Annotated in this window: 16 protein-coding genes; 14 read left to right on the plus strand and 2 right to left on the minus strand. The window is 49.2% G+C overall.

Going from position 1 to position 19116, the window contains the following annotated elements; genetic code table 11:
* Positions 1–146 precede the first annotated feature (146 nt).
* The 13 genes from DFP98_RS20840 to DFP98_RS20900 all read left to right on the plus strand — a co-directional run bounded on the left by DFP98_RS20840 (position 147) and on the right by DFP98_RS20900 (position 16825).
* The gene (locus DFP98_RS20840) at positions 147–1640 is read left to right on the plus strand and encodes a spore germination protein (RefSeq protein ID WP_246016623.1); all 1494 of its coding nucleotides are present in this window, start codon (positions 147–149) and stop codon (positions 1638–1640) included.
* On the plus strand, positions 1637–2794 hold the full coding sequence (locus DFP98_RS20845; RefSeq protein WP_116062540.1) for a Ger(x)C family spore germination protein: 1158 nt from the start codon (positions 1637–1639) through the stop codon (positions 2792–2794). Before DFP98_RS20840 ends, DFP98_RS20845 begins: the two co-directional genes overlap by 4 nt.
* A gap of 3 nt (positions 2795–2797) precedes the next feature.
* On the plus strand, positions 2798–3085 hold the full coding sequence (locus DFP98_RS20850; protein ID WP_116062541.1) for a hypothetical protein: 288 nt from the start codon (positions 2798–2800) through the stop codon (positions 3083–3085).
* Complete coding sequence (locus DFP98_RS20855; protein ID WP_116062542.1) at positions 3075–4211, plus strand: GerAB/ArcD/ProY family transporter; 1137 nt, start codon at positions 3075–3077, stop codon at positions 4209–4211. The genes DFP98_RS20850 and DFP98_RS20855 overlap by 11 nt, the downstream gene beginning before the upstream one ends.
* A 221-nt stretch (positions 4212–4432) precedes the next feature.
* Positions 4433–6316, plus strand: coding sequence for a hypothetical protein (locus DFP98_RS20860; protein ID WP_116062543.1), 1884 nt, complete (start codon positions 4433–4435; stop codon positions 6314–6316).
* On the plus strand, positions 6309–7073 hold the full coding sequence (tatC, locus tag DFP98_RS20865) for a twin-arginine translocase subunit TatC (protein WP_116062544.1): 765 nt from the start codon (positions 6309–6311) through the stop codon (positions 7071–7073). The genes DFP98_RS20860 and tatC overlap by 8 nt, the downstream gene beginning before the upstream one ends.
* Before the next feature lie 81 nt (positions 7074–7154).
* A complete protein-coding gene (locus DFP98_RS20870) occupies positions 7155–8891 on the plus strand; it encodes a sensor histidine kinase (protein WP_181917828.1) in 1737 nt (578 codons plus the stop codon).
* A 13-nt stretch (positions 8892–8904) separates the two neighbouring features.
* Positions 8905–10359, plus strand: coding sequence for a response regulator transcription factor (locus DFP98_RS20875; RefSeq protein WP_116062546.1), 1455 nt, complete (start codon positions 8905–8907; stop codon positions 10357–10359).
* 165 nt (positions 10360–10524) lie between these two features.
* Complete coding sequence (locus tag DFP98_RS20880) at positions 10525–12180, plus strand: extracellular solute-binding protein (protein WP_116062547.1); 1656 nt, start codon at positions 10525–10527, stop codon at positions 12178–12180.
* 99 nt (positions 12181–12279) lie between these two features.
* Positions 12280–13170 (plus strand): ABC transporter permease, encoded by an 891-nt coding sequence (locus DFP98_RS20885; protein WP_116062548.1) that lies wholly within the window; start codon positions 12280–12282, stop codon positions 13168–13170.
* 18 nt (positions 13171–13188) lie between these two features.
* On the plus strand, positions 13189–14070 hold the full coding sequence (locus DFP98_RS20890; protein WP_116062549.1) for a carbohydrate ABC transporter permease: 882 nt from the start codon (positions 13189–13191) through the stop codon (positions 14068–14070).
* Positions 14071–14109: 39 nt separating this feature from the next.
* Positions 14110–16572, plus strand: a complete 2463-nt coding sequence (locus tag DFP98_RS20895) for a glycosyl hydrolase family 28-related protein (protein WP_181917830.1) — start codon at positions 14110–14112, stop codon at positions 16570–16572.
* 28 nt (positions 16573–16600) lie between these two features.
* On the plus strand, positions 16601–16825 hold the full coding sequence (locus tag DFP98_RS20900) for a twin-arginine translocase TatA/TatE family subunit (protein ID WP_116062551.1): 225 nt from the start codon (positions 16601–16603) through the stop codon (positions 16823–16825).
* 105 nt (positions 16826–16930) lie between these two features.
* On the opposite strand, the gene DFP98_RS20905 is transcribed toward DFP98_RS20900, so the two are convergent.
* Both DFP98_RS20905 and DFP98_RS20910 read right to left on the minus strand, forming a co-directional pair.
* Positions 16931–17407 carry a GyrI-like domain-containing protein gene (locus tag DFP98_RS20905; protein WP_116062552.1) on the minus strand — a complete coding sequence of 159 codons (477 nt, stop codon included), beginning with the start codon at positions 17405–17407 and terminating at the stop codon, positions 16931–16933.
* Positions 17408–17449: 42 nt separating this feature from the next.
* Positions 17450–17929: a hypothetical protein gene (locus tag DFP98_RS20910; RefSeq protein ID WP_116062553.1), complete on the minus strand. Its 480-nt coding sequence runs from the start codon at positions 17927–17929 to the stop codon at positions 17450–17452.
* A 101-nt stretch (positions 17930–18030) separates the two neighbouring features.
* Between DFP98_RS20910 and DFP98_RS20915 the strand changes: the two genes are divergently transcribed.
* Positions 18031–18999: a helix-turn-helix transcriptional regulator gene (locus DFP98_RS20915; RefSeq protein ID WP_246016624.1), complete on the plus strand. Its 969-nt coding sequence runs from the start codon at positions 18031–18033 to the stop codon at positions 18997–18999.
* Positions 19000–19116 lie beyond the last annotated feature (117 nt).

Below are 19116 nucleotides of genomic sequence, written 5' to 3' on the forward strand. Positions count from 1 at the left end.
GCTGGGAAAATAAAATAATCAGGGAGCAGACTACCTCGGGTGCCTGTTCCTTTTTTATTCCCACGAGCTGCGGCAAAAGCAGGCATCGAATAATTAGCTCGGGGTCTGGAATACTATGGGAACTTGGGTGGAAAGGAATGCTTGCTATGCCTAATGTTCCTGACGCGTATGAGCCCATATCACCGAACTTGACGGAATCCCGTGCCCGCATCGAAGCGATCTTCTCGGATTGCCACGATCTCACGATCAAGGAATGGAGCTACGGGCAGGATCTGGAATATGCTTCCGTCGGTATTTTGCTCGATACCTTGTCGCAAAATTATCGAATCACTTACATGAGCGCATTGATTCAAGATCTATCGCCTTTGCTTGGCGCGCTGGATAAGACGCTGACTCCGGACAAGCTGTCCCATTATTGGGAAGCACAAGGGGTGTCCACCCATTCCGCTCACCTGCTTGACTCCATTGAGCAAGTCACACAGAGTCTCACCGACGGCAACGTCGTCTTTTTGTTGGACGGATGGGATCGGGCGATTGGCTGCGAAATGCCGGGAGTACAGACGAGAAGCGTCTCCGAGCCAACGATGGAGCCGGTCGTCTTCGGTCCGCACAACAGTACGATCGAGGATCTAAAGACGAACATCGGCCTGCTCCGGGCGCTGATCAAGACGCCTAAGCTGAAGTTCAAGTTGTTGCATGCCGGCGAGTACACCCGCCGAGATATTGTATACGGGTACTTGAGCGATAGGGTGGATCCGGAGGATCTAAAGCTGTTCGAGCAGCGGCTAAGCGGTCTTGAGGATAAAGAAATTCTCGATACGACTTACCTGGAAGAATGGGTAGAGGAGTCGGTATTTACCCCTTTCCCTCAAGTCAGGTACACGGAACGGCCGGACGTGGCGACCTCCGCGCTATTGACGGGAAAGATCATCGTGCTGGTCCAAGGCTCGCCTACTGTGATGATCTGTCCGGGGCTATTCATCGATTTCTTCTCCACAAGTGAGGACTATTATCAGAGAACCGTATTTTCGACCCTAATTCGCTGGCTTCGCGTGATCGCCTTCATCATGGCGGCTACGCTGCCCAGTCTTTATGTCGCGCTATCGACGTTTCACACCGAGCTGATCCCTACGGTGCTGCTCTTGGCCATTCTCGACACGCGGGAGAAAATCCCGTTTCCCGCGTTCGTAGAAGCGCTTTTGATGGAGTTTTTTTTCGAACTGCTCCGGGAGGCCGGGATCCGCTTGCCTCGTCCGATCGGTTCCGCCGTCAGTATCGTCGGCGCCCTCGTCATTGGACAGGCGGCGATCCAGGCGAAGATCGCTTCGCCGATCATGGTCATCGTCGTTGCGTTAACCGGGATCGCGTCTTTCGCGATGCCTCAGTACAACTTGGCGATCGCCTTGCGCGTCCTTCGATTTCCGCTCATGATCTTGGCTGCTACGTTAGGCGGATTCGGTCTGATGATCGGCTATTTCCTAATTATGCTTCATCTGACCAAGCTAAAGTCGCTGTCCCAATACTACTTAACCGGATTCGCGCCGTTGGATTGGAGCCGAATGCTTAGCAGTATGATCTTCCGTCAACCGATTCGTTCCATGCTTAAAAGGCCCCGACACGGCTCCGGAGGCAGCCGATGATGCGGTCTCCATTCGCAGTATTGGCCTTTCTAGCACTTGTTCTCCTGACCGGCTGCTGGAATAAGTACGAACTGACGGAATGGGCATTCGTACAGGCCGTCGCCGTCGACCTTACAGAGGATAATCGTATCCGGCTGACAACCCAATTTTACAAGCCTGGCGGCGGCCTGGAGGGCGCACCTAAAGCGTCGGAAAGTTTCAATATCCACACCGAGGGAGAAAACATGTCGGAAGCGATTGCCAACATCGCCAATGAAGTTGGCCGCGTCGCCCAGTGGGGACACATTCGCATTGTGCTTGTCAGCGAACAAATAGCTAAGAATCAGAACTTAAAAGGCATATTGGATTATTTCCTCCGAGATCACGAACCTCGGGAAACTGCGCAGTTCGCGATTACGAAGGGGCTAGCCAGCGACTATTTGACGCGCAAGCCCTACATAGAGAGCACGATCAGCCAACAACTGCGGGAAATTAGCCAATCTTCCAAACGGTTCACGGGGATGTCGAAAAAGATGAATTTGCTCCAGGTCGCGATTGCCCTCAAGAGTCAGACCGGGATCGCTGTCCTGCCGTACATGGCCTCGTCGGGCGGGAAGAAGGATCCTGCGGTGATGAATGGGGTGGCCATCTTCCGCGATTACTCCATCGTCCAGCCGGGAATTCCGGCCGGGAAAGCGGAATACTTGCTCATGCTGCGAAATGAGTATGAACGAGGGGTCGTCACCTATCCATGCGAGGAAAATCCCAAGTCCAAAAAAGACACCTTCGAACATGTGATGGTATCCAGCACCACAAAGGTCGAACCCAAAGGCGAATCCGTAGCGGTCCGAATCCATCTTTTATTGGTAGGCGGCTATGGGGAGCTGCGATGCTCAAAGATCCGTAAGGCGAGCGACGAAGAGCATATCAAACAAAAAATCGCCGAGTACGTCGAGCAGGAGCTACAGAAGGAAATCAGCGCAATGCAGGCCCGTCAGCTTGATCTTCTGAATATCGGCGATGCCTTGTATCGCCGCCATCCCGCCCTATGGCTGAAGTGGAAGAGTAGTTGGGGGAGACGGCTGTCTCAAGCGACCTTCCAGGTCAAAGTGGAGATTCAAATGACCAATACGGGACTTACGAAGCCAATGCCCTACGGCGATCAGGAGGAGTAGTCGATGACCCTGAAACTGATATGTTGTTTGATCGCGCTTGCCTCAGTTTTGATCCCCGATTGGAAAAGGATAAGCAAAATCTCCTGGCAAGTCCGATTCTGCTACTTCGCGATGATTTTGTATTTCCTTTACTGTGCCGGCGGCTACATTCTGAATCGACCGTTTCCAAATATTCAGGACGCGGTCAATCAGGTCTTTGCCAAGCCTGCAAAAGCAGTCGATACTTCGCTGAAAGTCTCGCCGCAAACAGAGGCTTCCGACAAAAGGGCGGCGAGCTCCGATGAAGACTGACAACATGATCTCTCCCGTACAAATGGCTGTACTGCTCCTCGTTTATATGACCGGATCTACCATACTATTCGTTCCTTCCACTTTGCTCGCGCAGTCCGGCAACGCATTTTGGTTGTCGATGCTCGTATCTGGCCTATTCGGATGCCTTCCCCTCGGATGCATGCTTTATCTGAACCGACGGTTTCCAGGAGAAACCTTGATTGAAGGCGGGATTCGGACGATCGGCTACCCGGTTACTCTGATATTGATGGTGCCTTACATCGTCTTTATGATATTGCTGCAAGCCTACATTTACTTTTCGATCGGTGCGTTTTTCACGACTACGATGATGCGCGATACTCCCGTGTTCATCTTCAATGGCCTTATGGCCATGATCTCCGCATTGACGGTGAGGGCGGGGGCGCTGGTCATGGCGCGCATGTTCATGCTGCTCAGCTTTCTTCTGGTCGGCGTCATTGTATTGGTCCTGGTGTTCAATGTGGAAAGCTACCATCTCAACTACCTGCTTCCCGTCCTGCCAATGGGCATCAAGCCTGTATTCCATAGCGCGTATCTTACGAGCGGCTTTATCTATGGAGACTTCCTGGTCTTCGCCTTTGTATTTGCCTACTTGCGTCCCAAAGAAGGGAAGACCGCAACCAAACCGATTTTCCTGGGCTACTTGATCAATTGGCTGTTGGTTTCATTCACCTCCTTGTGCTGTATCATGGCGCTTGGCCCTTTAACGAACGAATACCAGTATCCGCTATTCAACATTTCTAGGCTCATAAGCATCCAGGAGATCATCGAAAGGCTGGAATCCATCATCGGCATGTCCATGATGGCCGGCTCCTATATGAAAGCAACGATCACGCTGTTCGCCCTCAATACTGCGATTACGCGACTCTTAAAGCAAAAGGACGACGGCCAGCTCGTGTATCCCCTCGCCTTGCTAGGACTAGTCCTGTCACTGATTGTCGTGAGGAACGAGGCTGACTTCGGGGACGTGCTGTTGACGTGGCCGATGCTGACGTTCACAGTGAGTCTGACCCTCTATGTCTTCACGTTCGTCGCTCTCATCAGTAAACGGCACGCCAAAACTAATTTGAGCGATCAACATAAAAAAGGGAGTTCTCCATCCCCTTAGATGGCTCGGATTTACGCATCGTTCGAGCCGAGCCGGAATCCACAAAAGATTAACTCTCGGATGGCTGATGCCATTGAGAGCTTGTTTGCTTTTCAGGGGAACGCGAGTTATGAATAATGCGAATTATTATCCCTAAATGAGGATGAAAATGTATCCCTATGTCAAGAATGGTGCTCTATTATAGGGAGGCAGGTCGAACTTGTATACGAGGAGCTGAAGCAATGAAAAAAAGCGAATGGAGACGTCCCTATACAGTGAAGCGTTATTTACATCCGCCGCTGGCAGAAAAGCTGGTAACGATGTGGCCCGATCTTCGTATTGTATGTGGAGATATAACAGATAGCAGGTATGGAGGCGAAGCGGCAGGGGTACGGATTCTGGTAGGGGAAGCCCTCGAGCCGCCAAACTATCAGCTGGCCAAGTATGAGGTGAATCGAGAGGGAATTCCCTTGCATGGGATCTCCTACGATATGGGAGAATATACGCTGCGTATGGAGAGTTTTTGCAGCAATGAAAGAAATCCATCCATCTACATGAAGGTATCGGTTGTGAACACGAAACTTTGGGAGGTTAGCGGACAACTGGCGTTAATGCTTCGCACTGATTTGGAGCCGGTGCTCGCGGGATCGTCTGCGGATGGCTATACGGAATTTGATGATGCCATTGGCAGCTGGGGGTTCGTTTCCCCGACATGGAAGCATGAAGGGGAGCTTCTGACCGATGATAAATACCAACTGCGCTTGCAAGATATACAGCGATTGAAGATGGAATGGGAGGGAGACAAGAAGGGAGAGCCGTGGCACCGCCGGCATATTTTGAAGCTTGGTTTTGTGCTGCAACCGGGCGAAGAAGCTTCCTTTACTGCAGTGTTGGCGGATGGGGCGGCGCATGCTTTTGATTACGAGGCGGAGAAAGCCGGCATGCTGACATTTTGGAGAAATGAGCTGGCACGCATCCGGGTATATCCCGCAAGGTCTTCGGCCAATGAAACAACGATGTATCGGTCGCTTGTGGCCCAATGCTTACAAATGTTTTGCCATCCGATCGGACAAGCGTATGTTTTGCCGCGCCAAGGTGGCATGCAACGGGCAATTTGGCCAACGGAGGCTGTTGAGTTCCTGATTGCATTGGATCGGATCGGCGACTTCCAACGGTATACGGATTCATCGTACGAGCTATTCTTCAATGTATTGCAAGTGAAGGAAGGGCAAAATGCGGGCAGAATTCATAATTTTCCAGGTTCTGAGGATTGGGCGAATATAACCGGCGCTGCTGTCTGGGGGGCAGCTCGGCATATGCTTGCTGGTGGGGACAGCGCTTATAAAAAGTACCGCGAGTCGGCATTGCTAGCCTTTCAGTGGATGGAACGACAGCGCAGGCTTGTCATTGAGGGCACCATCCCGGGCATCTTCCCGCCCATGCAAGCCACGGATTGGGGAGACACGGAGTACCAGGCTTGGTGCTTCACAGATGCGGTTAATCTGATCGGCTATCAATGGCTCGCGGATGCATTGGAGCATCACAATGATCCTCTTGCTGCAGAAGTACGGGCTGCCTATGAAGATTACATGGTTAGCATGGAAGCCATTCTCGCGGATGAAGTCGCTAATAATCAACGCGAAGGTGAAATTCTGATTTCAAACCGCGCTGGTCATATTATGCCTGACCCTCCTTTAGGCGCCTATATGGGTGATGGGCCTGCACACCTGATTCGTTCCGGGGTTATAAAGCCGAGTAGCGAAACTGCTGAGCTCGTTGAGAATTATTTCCGTAATCGCGGTTTAATGCGCAACGGATTGACTGGCTTAATGAATGACGGCCAATTAAAGCAGGGAGCGAGCAGCGATCCATGGGCAGGGCACACTTGGTATGTATCGACTCCAGATTATTGCTGGTTTGAGCACTGGTTAAAAACCGGAAGCCGAGATAAGGCTCGAGAAACGTTGGAAGCGCAGCTTAAATATGGGCTGACAGAGGAATATTATGCCATGGAGCGTTATGCGGATAATGACCCGTATTTCGTGCCATGGATGCCAAACGCAAGTGCGAACGGGCGGCTAATTATGATGCTATGTGATTTTTATGGTGAAGCAGTGGATGGCTAAAGAGCGGGAAATGACGCTAGTAGAGCATCTGGGTGATATGCGCAAAGTCATTATTCGTTCGCTGTTAGTAGCCGGGATTGCGCTCATCGGCGGGTTGGTGGCGGCAAACCCGCTGCTAGATTATTTGAAGGCGGCTCCGCCAGCGTCCGGAATTGCCTGGAACGTTTTCTCCCCGTGGGACGCGATTGGTATTTATATGAAATGCGCCCTTATTATCGCACTGACAGTGTCAATGCCTTTTGTGTTGTACCAGGTTTGGGGCTTTGTGCGCCCGGGATTGCGGCTAGCAGAGCAGCAGGCTGCGCTTAAGTACATCCCGGGCGCAGCAGCACTGTTCATGCTCGGCATCGCCTTTGCTTATTTGGTTTTGTTTCCAATGGCATTTACGTTTACTTCGAATGTGTCGCAGGGGATGGGGCTTCAGGAAACATATGGCATCGCGCAGTATTTTTCCTTTATGTTCAATATTATTTTGCCAACGGCGCTACTGTTTGAATTGCCGGTCGTCGTGTTGTTTCTGACGAAGCTGCGTATTGTAACGCCGGGAAAGCTGCGTCGGATTCGCAAAGCCGCTTATTTGGCGTTAACCGCTCTTGCGGTGCTGGTCACGCCGCCGGATTTTATCTCCGACATATTGGTTGCCATACCGCTTATGCTGCTTTACGAGTTCAGCATTGTATTGTCAGCGCAGGCTTACCGCAAGCTGCAATTGAAGGAGCAGGCGGTGAGCCCACTGCCGGGCAGTCTGATCAATTGATAGCCAGTGCTCTTATATAGATTGAATTTAACGTCGCTTTTCCTTACGATTATAGTACTCCAAAAAATGAGGAGAGAGCCCGTGAGAATAAGAGCTTCGTTAGCAGAGCGGCTGTTGTTGCCGCTCTATTCATTGAAGAATCGTCTGACCCTTGTCTTTTTAATAAGTACGCTAATCCCACTATTATTAATAGGAGGGATTTCTTATTATTCCATTACCTCTTTGCTGGACAACAAAATTCAAGGAAGCATCCGGAGCAACCTTAAGTTCGTAGGGCTTTCCCTCGAAAATACATTACGCAATTTGAATTATGCCTCGCAGCTGCTAGCATTTAATGGAGGAGTTGGAGCCAGTGTCAAAAAATATAGCGAAACCTCCGATATTTTGCTCAAATCGCAGTTGGGTCAGGAGATCGAAAATAATTTGTATCTGGTTGGCTTTACGAATCCAAGCCTAGGCATTATTACGTATTACAACGCAAGTACGAACCAGCCAGTCTTTCAACAACCCGAAGCCGACCCTCATAGCGTATCAGAGGACAAGCCCCGGTTGTTGCACACAGATATGCTTACCATCTATGGTCCTCATCAGACGAGCAATCGTTTTCTCGATCGAACCGTGTTATCCGTATCGCGTAAGCTTGAAGTCCCGGGGAATGAACATCTATATGTTTATATAGAAACGGGCTTTGATTGGATAGAATTGTTGAGCGCAGAGCAATCCGGCATGAAGACGGCTCACATTTTTGTCGATAACGACCGCATTACCTATACCGAGCTTCCAGAGCAATTCCCGCTTGGAACGATATATAATCCATCCGCATCTAAGGGAAGCTACACGAAAACAAACGGCTATTATTTATTTGAGGAAAGTCATAATCAGGGATGGAAAATGATTGCCGCTATAGCGAATGCCGATTACTACAAGGAAAGAAATATATGGGTGAAGCGGTTTGCCATACTTACTCTAATATCAATGACGTTGGCGCTCGGCTTGGCCTGGATGATCTGGCGCACTGTACGACGGCCGCTAAGCCATTTCAACAATGAAATCAAGCAGATTCAAAATCGCAATTTTCATTCTCCCTTGCAATTGACGCGTATAACGGAATTTGATTTGGTATTGTATCAGTTTCAACATATGCGAAATCGAATTCGCGAGCTGTTGCAAGATGTAAAAATCACGGAGCAGCGCAAATCGGAACTGGAGATTGAAAAGCTGTTATTTCAGATCAATCCTCATTTTATACATAATACTTTGGATACGATTCGCTGGTTGGCGCATTCAAAGGGAATGATAGAAATCAATGATCTTATATCCACCTTGAATCGATTGCTCTATTATAATATGGGCAAGCGCGGCGAATCCACGGTGCGGCAAGAGATTGACGCACTCAACGATTATGTATCGCTGCAAAAAATTCGATATGATTTTCAATTTAAGGTATCGATTCGGGCCGATGAGGAGCTTATGGATACTGCTGTGCCGAGGTTTATTCTACAGCCGCTAGTTGAGAACAGCCTATATCACGGGTTAAAGGACAATACGGTAATTGAGGTTAGCATGGAAGCCGTTGAGGATCTTTTGATCATTGAGGTGAAAGATAACGGGGAAGGCATGGATGAAGATGAACTGAACCGACTGCTGGACGGCTATTCAGATGAGCGGCGATCGGTAGGGATGGGAATAGGCCTGCATTATGTCAGCAGGACGCTTAAAGCAAGATTCGGGGATAAAACAAGGCTTTCTATAACAAGCAAGCGCGGTGACGGGACATCCATTATTCTAAAATTTCCTATGATATACACTTACAAGTAGGAGGCAGTTTCGTATGCTGAACGTAATGGTTGTTGACGATGACAAGCTGGCGAGGCAAGGGATTATCGCCGTGATGCCATGGGATGTTTTTGATATGCAGGTTGTGGCGGAAGCAGCGAGTGGTGAGCAAGCGCTGGCATTGTTAAAGCAGCAGCATGTAGACCTGCTTATTACGGATTTGGCTATGCCGGCAATGTCCGGGCTTGATCTTATTCGTCAAGTTCGGGAACAGTACCCGCATATCTGGAATGTCATTCTCACGTTTCATCAAGAGTTCGGGCTTATACAGGAAGCGCTGAGGCTGGGCGCGATTGATTATATTGCCAAAATTCAAATGGAGCAGGCCAAAATGGAAGATGTGTTAGGGCGAATAGATGCCCGGATCCGACTGGAATATGCCCAGCGGGAGCTTCTTGCCCATAACAGGCAAGGGTTGAATGCCGCCCTGCCCGAACATGAAGTGGAAGGTCCATCCACATGGCTTGCTTTTTTTGCAGTGGAGGAGGAAGCCAAGCTGGAGCAGCTTTATGAGCTTCCCTTGGTGATCGCAACGAATGTTGTTGAAGTGACTTACCGTGCTTGGGTGGTCAAGTTGCCCCAGCCTCCCGGGAGTCAGCCCATGAGCGAGCAGGAGATCGTACAGCAGGTCGAGCGAGCCGGTCTGCGGCGCGGCGGCTGGAAGCTCGTATATATACCAAATTGGCAGCATATGAACGTGGATATTCTGAGAAGGCTGCTGGCGATCTACAAGGATCGGCAGCTTTTTTATCATTTTCGGGCTAACCAGTTGCTGCATGTTTTACCGGCAGATCAGCTGCAAGTAAAATTGCCGGAATGGACGGATCAGGAGGTGGATGAGTTGCGAGAGCAATGGTCGAAGCTACTCTGGGTGCTGGAGGAGGAAGTATACAGTGGGCTGCTAGAGACGATCGAGCAGCTCTACCTTCCTTTACCTCAACTTAAAGCCGTGTTCTACACGGCCAGGTTGAATTGGCAAAAGGTTGTACAGGATGAGACCACCAACTCATTTCAGTTGCCGGGTTCATTCGCCTATTGGGGGGAGTGGATGGACTGGCTGGAATATGTTCGGACGTTTATGGCGCAAAAATTCAGAAAATCCGGCTATTACGACGAGATTCAACGAGGAATTATGAAGGTTCTGGCTTATATTGACCGCCATATTAGTTCCGAAATCCGCCATAGCGAGCTTGCCAAGGAAGCCATGATGAGCAAGGGATATTTCAGCCGCTGCTTCAAGCAGGTCGTTGGCAAGCCGTTTCAGGATTACATAAGAGATGCCCGTGTCGAGCGGGCGCAGATGCTGCTGGAGCAGACGACACTGCCCATCTACAAGGTGGCCGAAAAATGCGGCTATCCGAATGAAAAGTACTTTAGCCGCATTTACCGTGCCCAGACAGGCGAATTGCCCAGCGAGTTTCGACTGCGCCATACGAAGTGCGAGGGATAAAAATCCATATGCCAAGGTGTACAATTATGCACAATGCGACTTCTTCTCCTGATACCTGTGTGTAATTGTATCCGTTGTGTTGCACAACAGGTCATCCCTCGCAGCCGCAGGAATTCTGTATAGTTAGCGGTAGCACCAAAAAAATACGGGGAAGAGGTTGAAAAAATGAGGGCGTTTCAGTTAATTTGCATGGTTGGCCTGTTATTTGTTGTGGCCCTGGTGTCTGCCTGCAGCAAGGAAACAACAACAGGTAGTCACCAAGAAAACCCGCCGAATACAGCTTCGGCTCAAACATCGACTGGAAGCGATGGGAAGGAAGCGGATGTCGCTGACCCCTTTGGCAAATTCGCTGAGCCTGTAACCATTACAATCGGCAAAGAAATTATTCCTGATGACAAAAGCTTGCCTTCGAACGATTCCGTTGAAAATAACCAGTATACGCGGCTGATCGAAGAGAAAATCAATGTCAAAGTAAAGACAGCTTGGATCGCCGCTGTAGGCGACGCCTATTCGCAAAAGGTAGGCATGTCCATGTCCAGCAACGATTTGCCGGATGCCATGGTCGTGACGGAGGCGGAATTCCGTAAGCTGGCCAAGCTTGGGCTATTGGAAGACATGACCGATATCTACGCGGCATACGCGTCGCCTCGAATGAAAGCGGTTCATGATTCCACCGATGGCGAAGCACTTAAAATCGCTACTTACGGCGGAAAGCTGCTAGCGATACCCAATGTATTTACCCAAGTGGAATCGTCCTATGTGATGTGGATTCGCCAGGATTGGCTGGACAAGCTGCACCTTGAAGTTCCGAAAACCGTTGATGATCTAGAGCAAGTAGCTAAGGCGTTCATCGACAAAGACCCGGGCGGCAACGGACCGGGCAACACGATCGGTTTCACCGGCGCAATGGTTGAGGGTAATGTAGCGGATTTTCAATCGATCTTTGCGGCATTCCATGCTTATCCGAACCTGTGGTATGTGGACGAATCGGGCAAGGTGCAATATGGCTCGATTACGCCGGAAGCGAAGGAAGCGCTCGCCAAGCTGCGGGAGATGTACGCGGCAGGCGTGCTCGATAAGGAGTTCGCCTTGCGTAAAGATTTCAATGAGCCTGCAGTCAGCGGCAAGTCGGGAATTTTCTTTCAAAAATGGTGGGCGCCCATGTGGCCGCTGAACGATTCCGTGGCGAACAATCCGAAAGCGGACTGGAGAGCTTATGCCGTGCCATTGGATCAGGCGGGGAACTTCAACACCCGGCAGCTCCCGGCAAGCACGCAGTTTGTAGTTGTGAAGAAGGGAGCCAAAAACCCGGAAGCGATTATGAAGCTGCTCAATGTTGAGCTGGAATATGCAATCGACCCTTCCCTGGATACGGCGGTAAATGCAGCATACTGGCCATTGCGTATCGTATTTGCCGAGGCGGATTTGCCGGAACAGGAGTATCGGACCTTCAAGAAAATGGTGGACGGCGAAATTCAGGAAGCGGATTTCGAGGCGAAGTTTTTGCCGATGTGGGAGAACTACAAGATTTACAAGGAAAACCCGACAGCTGATGTTGGAGTCTGGTCCAGCATCACGGCATACATGTCCGGTATAGCAGCGTTGGATATTAATAAGCAAACGGTGCCAACGGCATTTTCAGGAACGACCAAAACGATGGAGTTGAAATGGCCGTCACTGCTCAAGCGGGAGCTTGAGATATACAATCGCATCATTATGGGACTGGAGCCGCTCGAAAGCTTCGATGCCTTCGTAGAAGAATGGAAGCGCACAGGCGGCGATGAGATCATGAAAGAGGTTGAAGCAGAAATCAATGCATAGTTGAAGCAAGGACTTCTTGGCGGGGCATGCGTGAACGTATGCGTGAGCGTATGCCTGGCATCAAGCGCATCCGGTCGTGAAGAAGAGGAAGGAGTCGTAATGAACAAGCGATCAGAGACCTGGAGCTTTCATCTGATGTTGTTTCCAGGTATGGTTTTTGTTGCCTTATTCAGCATTGTTCCTATGTTTGGCGTTGTGATTGCCTTTCAAGATTTTAATCCGTCACTAGGTTTTCTGCGATCGGACTGGATCGGGTTAAGCAACTTTAAGTACTTGTTCTCGCTCCCTGACAGCAAGGTCATTTTTACGAACACGTTGTTTATCGCGTCCATGAAGATTGTATTTAATTTGCTTGTACCGCTATCATTTGCCCTGATGCTGCATGAGCTTCGACTTGCAGCTATCAAGAGATGGGTACAAACGACCGTGTATTTGCCCCATTTTTTGTCCTGGGTCATATTGGCGGGCAGCCTCGTTGAAATCTTGTCGTTAAACGGTCCTGTGAACCGGTTTGTTGCCCTGTTTGGAATTGAGCCGATCCTATTTTTGGGCAGCAATAGCTGGTTCCCGTTCATTGTCATTTCAAGCGATGTGTGGAAGGAATTCGGTTTTGGCACCATCATTTATTTGGCAGCATTGACAGGCATAAATCCAACGCTTTATGAGGCCGCTCGTATCGATGGAGCGACTCGTTTCCAGCAACTTCGCTATGTTACGCTCCCAGGCGTTGTGACGACAGTCGTGCTGCTTGCAACTCTAAGCCTCGGCAATGTGCTTAATGCCGGATTCGATCAAATCTTTAATCTATATAATCCGTTGGTTTATTCGTCAGGGGATATTATCGACACTTATGTTTATCGGATCGGGCTTGTGAATACCCAGTTCGGCTTTGCCACTGCTGTCGGCCTCATGAAATCCGCAATCAGCTTTATCTTGATTGTTGTCTCCTACCGGCTGGCTTACAAACTGACGAATTATCGGATTTTTTAATAGAGGCGGGTATGTACAATGAATCAAGGGCAAAAAAAGCTGGAAGGGCTCGATTATGTACTGTTGACGTTGGTCATTGCTGCGGCCATCATCTGTTTCCTTCCCATTTGGTATACGGTGGCGGTTTCGCTTAGCGATAAATCCGCGGTGGCAGCAGGTCAAGTGAATTTTGTGCCAGTCGGATTTACATGGATCTCCTATATGACGTTGCTAAGCGAGTCGGCTTTTTTTCAAGCGTTTGGCATTTCCATTCAGCGGGTGCTGTTAGGCGGGCTAATCAACTTTGTGCTTACCATTCTCGTTGCTTATCCGCTGTCGCAGCGCGATGAGGATTTTCCCGGTCGGCGCATTTATGTCTGGATACTGATTTTTTCGATGCTATTTAACGGAGGTTTGATCCCCACTTTCCTGACAGTGAAGGCCCTTGGCCTGATGAATTCAATTTGGGCGCTTGTGCTGCCCATGGCCGTGCCTGTCTTTAATGTGATTTTGCTGACAAACTTCTTCAGAAGCATTCCGCGAGAACTTCGGGAAGCGGGAGTGGTCGACGGAGCGAACCAATGGTACCTGATGCTGCGTATATATGTGCCTCTTGCTTTGCCGGCGCTCGCTACGATAACGTTATTCAGTATCGTCGGGCACTGGAATGCGTTTTTTGACGGCTTTATTTACATGAATCGACCGGAGCACTATCCGTTGCAAACGTATATTCAACAGTTGGTTGTCCAAATCAATATGCAAAATCTGGATGCGGCTACGATTATTGAACTGTCCAAAGTGTCGAATAAAACGTTAAACGCCGCCAAAATTATGATTTCCATGATTCCAATTTTGTTGATCTATCCCTTTTTACAGCGCTATTTCATCCACGGCATCATGATTGGTTCCGTCAAGGAATAGCGCAAGGGACGAAATAATAAATGGAAAAGAGGAATGTATATGCTGCGTGATCAAGAAGAGAAGCTTCATGACGAAAGTCATCAGCCCAAGCAGCCCAAGCTGATGAGCCGCCGCAAGATGCTGACCGCACTGGGGCTTGCTGGCGTATCTCTTGCCTCGACCGGCTTGTTAGGGCAACTGCCCATGGCAAGTGCGAATGCGCAAGAGACGAACAAGCGCAAGGTGAAGGAACTTATGGAGATGGAGCTGGTTGTCCCGATGACAATTGCCCAAATCCGGGCGTTGGTAACGGCAGAGGCCGACACGCTCTATTATGTTAAGGATGCCGGGCAGGAAGGCTTTTTCTACTACGATCCGCTGGATAGCACTACCCCGGACAATACGGGGATCGTGCTTCAGTCTGCAGGTGGAGCAAGATTTAAGCGTATTTTCCAGGGACGTGTCAGTGTCAAATGGTTTGGGGCAAAGGGCGATGGCGTTACGGATGATCGGGAAGAGATCGCTGCCGCAGTGAATTCCGGCTACGATGTTGTTTTCCCCCAAGGGACGTATGTTGTCGGTGATACGATTGAGCTGCAGCATACGGTCGGCATGTATGGAGAATCGAGGCCGATCGTCAAACGCGTCTTTGACTTGTACAATTCGAATCCGACATTTATGGCGGCTGCAAGCGGTATTAGCCTTACCGTCGATGGCATGGAATTTGTCGGCTTGAAGGATACAAATCCTGCTTATTTCATTGGTTATACGTTTGACACGAGAAGGACGCTGGACCCGTTATTTCAATACTGGTACTTTTACTTGCCCGATTGCGCCAATATCGCCGTGATGAATTGCACTTTCCGGAATATCGTCGGGTGTGCGATTACGGCTGTTAACTGCAAGCGTGGGTTTTATACGAACTGCAATTTTGAGGAGATCGTAAGCGAAGGCATAACGAGCTATGAAAGCGATACCGTTTATGTTGAAGGCTGTATATTTAAAAACATCGGCATTTTGCCGGAGGAGTTTCTTGTGGTCGATTCCGGCTGGTATTCCAGTCCTGGCGTCACGCTGGAACAAGCGAACAAGACGGTAGCGGATGCAGTGAGCACTCCTTTTATGGGTAGTATTGCGTGGCATCATTTTAATGGTTCAGGTGTGGTGCTGTCAGGCAGGAGCATTTATGTAGGGGGAAGCGATTTCTTGAATTGCAACCGGATCGGCATTGTCGGCGAGGATGCGACAGAGCCGGTCGGCAATGCGGAAATGGTGATCACCGGGAATACGGTTGAGCACAATCACGAGCGGCTGCGGGGCTCCAATCCGCCGGCATCGATTTGGGTGGAAAATGCCCGAAGTGCTATTGTGTCTCATAACCGCTGCGTGTACAAAAAAAGAGCGTCAAATGAGCATTTTATTTGGGGCATTAACCTTGCCCAAACCGGTAATGGCGATTTAACACACATGGAATGTTATGGGAACCAACTCATTGCCGATGAGTTCAATAACCGGGTCATGGCGGGCATTATGGATTTGAATTCAAATCATAAGCGAACGGTCATTCGCAGCAATCGCATTTCGGGTAATGTTAACGTTGGCATCTTCGTGGCTCCTTATCTGGATCATTGCGGGGACGAGATCGAGATTGAAGGCAATCATTTGAATATTTTTGACCGGGTAGAGGGGGCGGCTTCCGGCATTTACTTCAATTCGTCATGGAGCGCGGTGCCCAAGCTCTACAACCATATCCGGGTAACCGGCAACTGGATTTACAATCAGCATGATTGTTTTGAAGCGCCGGCGCAATGGAATCCGTTCTTTGCCATCTGTTATATGAACGGCCACAAAAATTACGACACCCGTCTTGTAATTCGAGAAAACGAGCTGAATGGCGGCTCGATATTTCTCGGAAATGAAGGCATGCGCGAATTGATCGTAGCCGGCAATACGAATGTCCGTCTGATCGCGCGGGATTTGTTCCGTGAGAACGGCAAGCAGAGAGGCGATCATGTGGAAATCTCCAACAATACCGTCAACAAAATTTTGTTGGGCGGGGCGGCCGATTCCGGCGATTCCGGTTACAGATATACGGGAAAAATAACCGATAATGTTGTACTCGGCGCAGGCGACGATGTGATGAGCAATCGAATCGTTGGCAGTATCGAATTGCACAGCTCCAAGCAAATGCTTGTGGCGGGAAATAAAGTGTATGTAGATAAAACGGGTAACGGAATCGTCATCGGCACCTCCTATGAAGGACAGGAGGATTTGTTTGTCCGGGATAATACGATCATTTGCGATAAGGATGACGCGGTAGGCATCCATATTAAAGCGGGAGAAAATAACAAAGCCATCTCCCATATTGCGCTCATCCATAATTTGCTTACAGCACCTCAGTCAGCATCCCTTAGCGGTACAACCGGAATCAAATGGCTGGAAGCAAGCAGCTATGTGTCTGATCCGATCGTACAAGGAAACTTGTACTCCAAGCTTGCAAATGAAGAAGTAGGAAGGGTATAAACACAGATGACCGAGAGGGGAATATAAGATGTCGGCAATCGGAGTTCCGGGAATGATATTACTGGTTATACTTGCGTTATTGTTGTTTGGGCCAAGCAAGCTGCCTGAGTTGGGAAAGGCGGTAGGCAGGACATTAAGCGAATTCAAAAGGGGTACGCGCACCATACTGGATGATGATTCCAGCGTAGCGCTGGCTGAAGGGAAAGCGGAAGAGAAGGCTAATCTGTCGGCCACCCATTCGAAAAACGGCTAGTCTTGAAATGCCGAGGAGCAAGCAGACAGCAAAGCTGCTTGCTCCTCGCACAGTGTGAGGTGTTGCCAGCAAAACTGAATAGAATGTTCAAGGAAGTAAAAAGCCTTATTTTTTAACGACAGGAACCCAAAATTCGCCGTAGAAAGTGCCGTCACCGTTATCTTTGCGATAAGTCGCGTTTGGACCGCCGATGTACGCATAATCGGTGATTTGGGACAAAACTTCGCCAAAGGCCTGGTAAGTCAACTGATCAAACAAAATTTCCTTATCGCCATTTCCCGCAACCACGATGTATTCGCTCTCTGGAAACTCGATGATGCGCGTTGCGTCAGATACGGATTTACCAGCATCCACAGCGAAATAATTCCACGGCTTTCCTTGATAGACCTCGTTGACCGACCATTCACGATCGTCTTTTGCGGCGTTTTTAAGCTTGGCGAACCGTCCGTCAGCTTTGAGCCTTCCCCAAAACTCGGCTTTTTCCTTTTGCATAGCCGTCATATCTTGAAAATTCGACTGGATAGAGAAACCATATGCTGTTAATGTGAAAGATTTTTTGTATTCGACCGTGTAATCTGCCATAGGAGTACTCCTTTCATCGAGCTCTGTAAAATACGACAGAGCTTAGCTTTCGATTTTTTTAACGCGAAGCCACATTTCGCCATAGAATTCACCGTTCTCGGCGGGTTTGACGAATGTTGAGTTGCCGGGTCCAACGTATTTGTAGTCTGTGATTTCTTGCAACATGCCGCTGAAAACTTTGCCTGTGATTTCGTCGGCAAGGCGATCCTTGTCAGCGCCTGTGCCTGGTACGACAAGGTAGTCGCCAGCGAGAAAGTCGATGACGACCGCGGCTTCCACGTCAAACTCGCCCATCACGCCGAAACCTCGCCAAGCCTTGCCATCAAGCACGTAATTGATTTGATATTCTTGCCCGTCAGCCAGCGCGAGAAGTTCAGCTAGCTTGCCGTTTTCAACGATTTCGGCTTTTTTTGCCGCGGTTTTTGCCGCATTGCCTGCCCAGTCGTTAAAGTCATCGAATGGAACACCGAAAGCCGTCATTTTGTAGTTTTCCGAAATGGTTTTGATGGAGTACTTAGACATTTTGTTCTCTCCTTTGAGGATTTAGTCTTTACAAGTTTGATTCTATTTGCCGAATGTATCAAAAGTTGATACTATTTCTTCACTTTTGATACAATAAAATCATGAAGAAAACAGAACGAGTGAACCTCATTATGCGCTACATCAATAACCGCGCACATTTTACGATTGCGGAGATTCAACGGGAGTTTAAGATATCCCGCGCGACGGCGATCCGCGACATTAACGAGATTCAGGCTATGGGTTTTCCGCTGACGACAGAGCTTGGGCGGGGTGGAGGCTACCATGTCCTGCAAAATCATTATCTGCCCGCCGCCCGATTCACGCCCGATGAGCTGAAGGCGATATTTATCAGCTTTATCGCCTCGAAAAATTCGCAGTTGCCTTATTTGCAAAATCGACGCTCCATCACCGAAAAGCTTATCGGCATTGCTTCGCAAACCCAGCAAGACGAGCTGATCGAGCTGAATCATATTTTACTTTTCGAGAATACTAATCCCGCCAATCCGAACCTTCTGGAGCTCGATGATGCGGCGCCTCCAGAGTTGAACCAGTTGATTTCGCTTGCGGTACGGGATAAACATTTACGCGTGACTTTTGAGCAGAGTCCTGGTTGGCCGCAGTTGTTGGACGTGTATCTGCTGTATATTTTCAACTCTAACGCTCAGTGGCTTGTAGAGGTTTATGATTTCGACATGGATGAGTTTCGTTATTTGCCTGTTGCGATGCTGCGGGATTCGGCTTTTTCCGAGCAGGAGATGAAGTGTTCGGAGCAAGAGATCTTAAGCAAAAAAAGGCATCGTGCACGAGAGGCCAATCTTGTTGTGAAGCTTGATGCGACTGGAATTCTACGCTTTAAGCGCATGCACCCTCCAGGAATTACTTTGTCCTTTACCGGGATGTTTCAGTCGAGCGGGATATTCAGTGTTCAACTGGATGTGACCGATGTTGAGATGCTCGCGTATTATGCGGATTGGCTTCTGTTTTTGGGAAAAGGGGTCGTGTTTGACCGGATCCCCAATGAGCTGCGTAGGATATTGGAAGAGCGTTTAGTTCATTTAAGATTTACTTAAGCTGTAAGTTGACAATAACATTGTCTCATAACAAGTCGCTTAAATGGCGGCTTTTTTTGTTTTGGGGAAAAAGAACATTGTCCCATTTCCGACGGATGATCAACAGAAGAGGGAGGG

Origin of the sequence: Cohnella phaseoli, from assembly GCF_003386235.1 — a bacterium.
Classification (GTDB): Bacteria; Bacillota; Bacilli; order Paenibacillales; family Paenibacillaceae; genus Cohnella; species Cohnella phaseoli.

Excerpts from the sequence above, each read along its gene's own strand:
- DFP98_RS20890 (WP_116062549.1), top strand. The coding sequence starts at position 13,189 with ATGAATCAAGGGCAAAAAAAGCTGGAAGGGCTCGATTATGTACTGTTG.
- DFP98_RS20875 (WP_116062546.1), top strand. The coding sequence starts at position 8,905 with ATGCTGAACGTAATGGTTGTTGACGATGACAAGCTGGCGAGGCAAGGG.
- DFP98_RS20910 (WP_116062553.1), bottom strand. The coding sequence starts at position 17,929 with ATGTCTAAGTACTCCATCAAAACCATTTCGGAAAACTACAAAATGACG.
- DFP98_RS20905 (WP_116062552.1), bottom strand. The coding sequence starts at position 17,407 with ATGGCAGATTACACGGTCGAATACAAAAAATCTTTCACATTAACAGCA.
- DFP98_RS20915 (WP_246016624.1), top strand. The coding sequence starts at position 18,031 with ATGAAGAAAACAGAACGAGTGAACCTCATTATGCGCTACATCAATAAC.
- tatC (WP_116062544.1), top strand. The coding sequence starts at position 6,309 with ATGGCTAAAGAGCGGGAAATGACGCTAGTAGAGCATCTGGGTGATATG.
- DFP98_RS20880 (WP_116062547.1), top strand. The coding sequence starts at position 10,525 with ATGAGGGCGTTTCAGTTAATTTGCATGGTTGGCCTGTTATTTGTTGTG.
- DFP98_RS20850 (WP_116062541.1), top strand. The coding sequence starts at position 2,798 with ATGACCCTGAAACTGATATGTTGTTTGATCGCGCTTGCCTCAGTTTTG.
- DFP98_RS20840 (WP_246016623.1), top strand. The coding sequence starts at position 147 with ATGCCTAATGTTCCTGACGCGTATGAGCCCATATCACCGAACTTGACG.
- DFP98_RS20855 (WP_116062542.1), top strand. The coding sequence starts at position 3,075 with ATGAAGACTGACAACATGATCTCTCCCGTACAAATGGCTGTACTGCTC.
- DFP98_RS20885 (WP_116062548.1), top strand. The coding sequence starts at position 12,280 with ATGAACAAGCGATCAGAGACCTGGAGCTTTCATCTGATGTTGTTTCCA.
- DFP98_RS20900 (WP_116062551.1), top strand. The coding sequence starts at position 16,601 with ATGTCGGCAATCGGAGTTCCGGGAATGATATTACTGGTTATACTTGCG.
- DFP98_RS20860 (WP_116062543.1), top strand. The coding sequence starts at position 4,433 with ATGAAAAAAAGCGAATGGAGACGTCCCTATACAGTGAAGCGTTATTTA.
- DFP98_RS20845 (WP_116062540.1), top strand. The coding sequence starts at position 1,637 with ATGATGCGGTCTCCATTCGCAGTATTGGCCTTTCTAGCACTTGTTCTC.
- DFP98_RS20895 (WP_181917830.1), top strand. The coding sequence starts at position 14,110 with ATGCTGCGTGATCAAGAAGAGAAGCTTCATGACGAAAGTCATCAGCCC.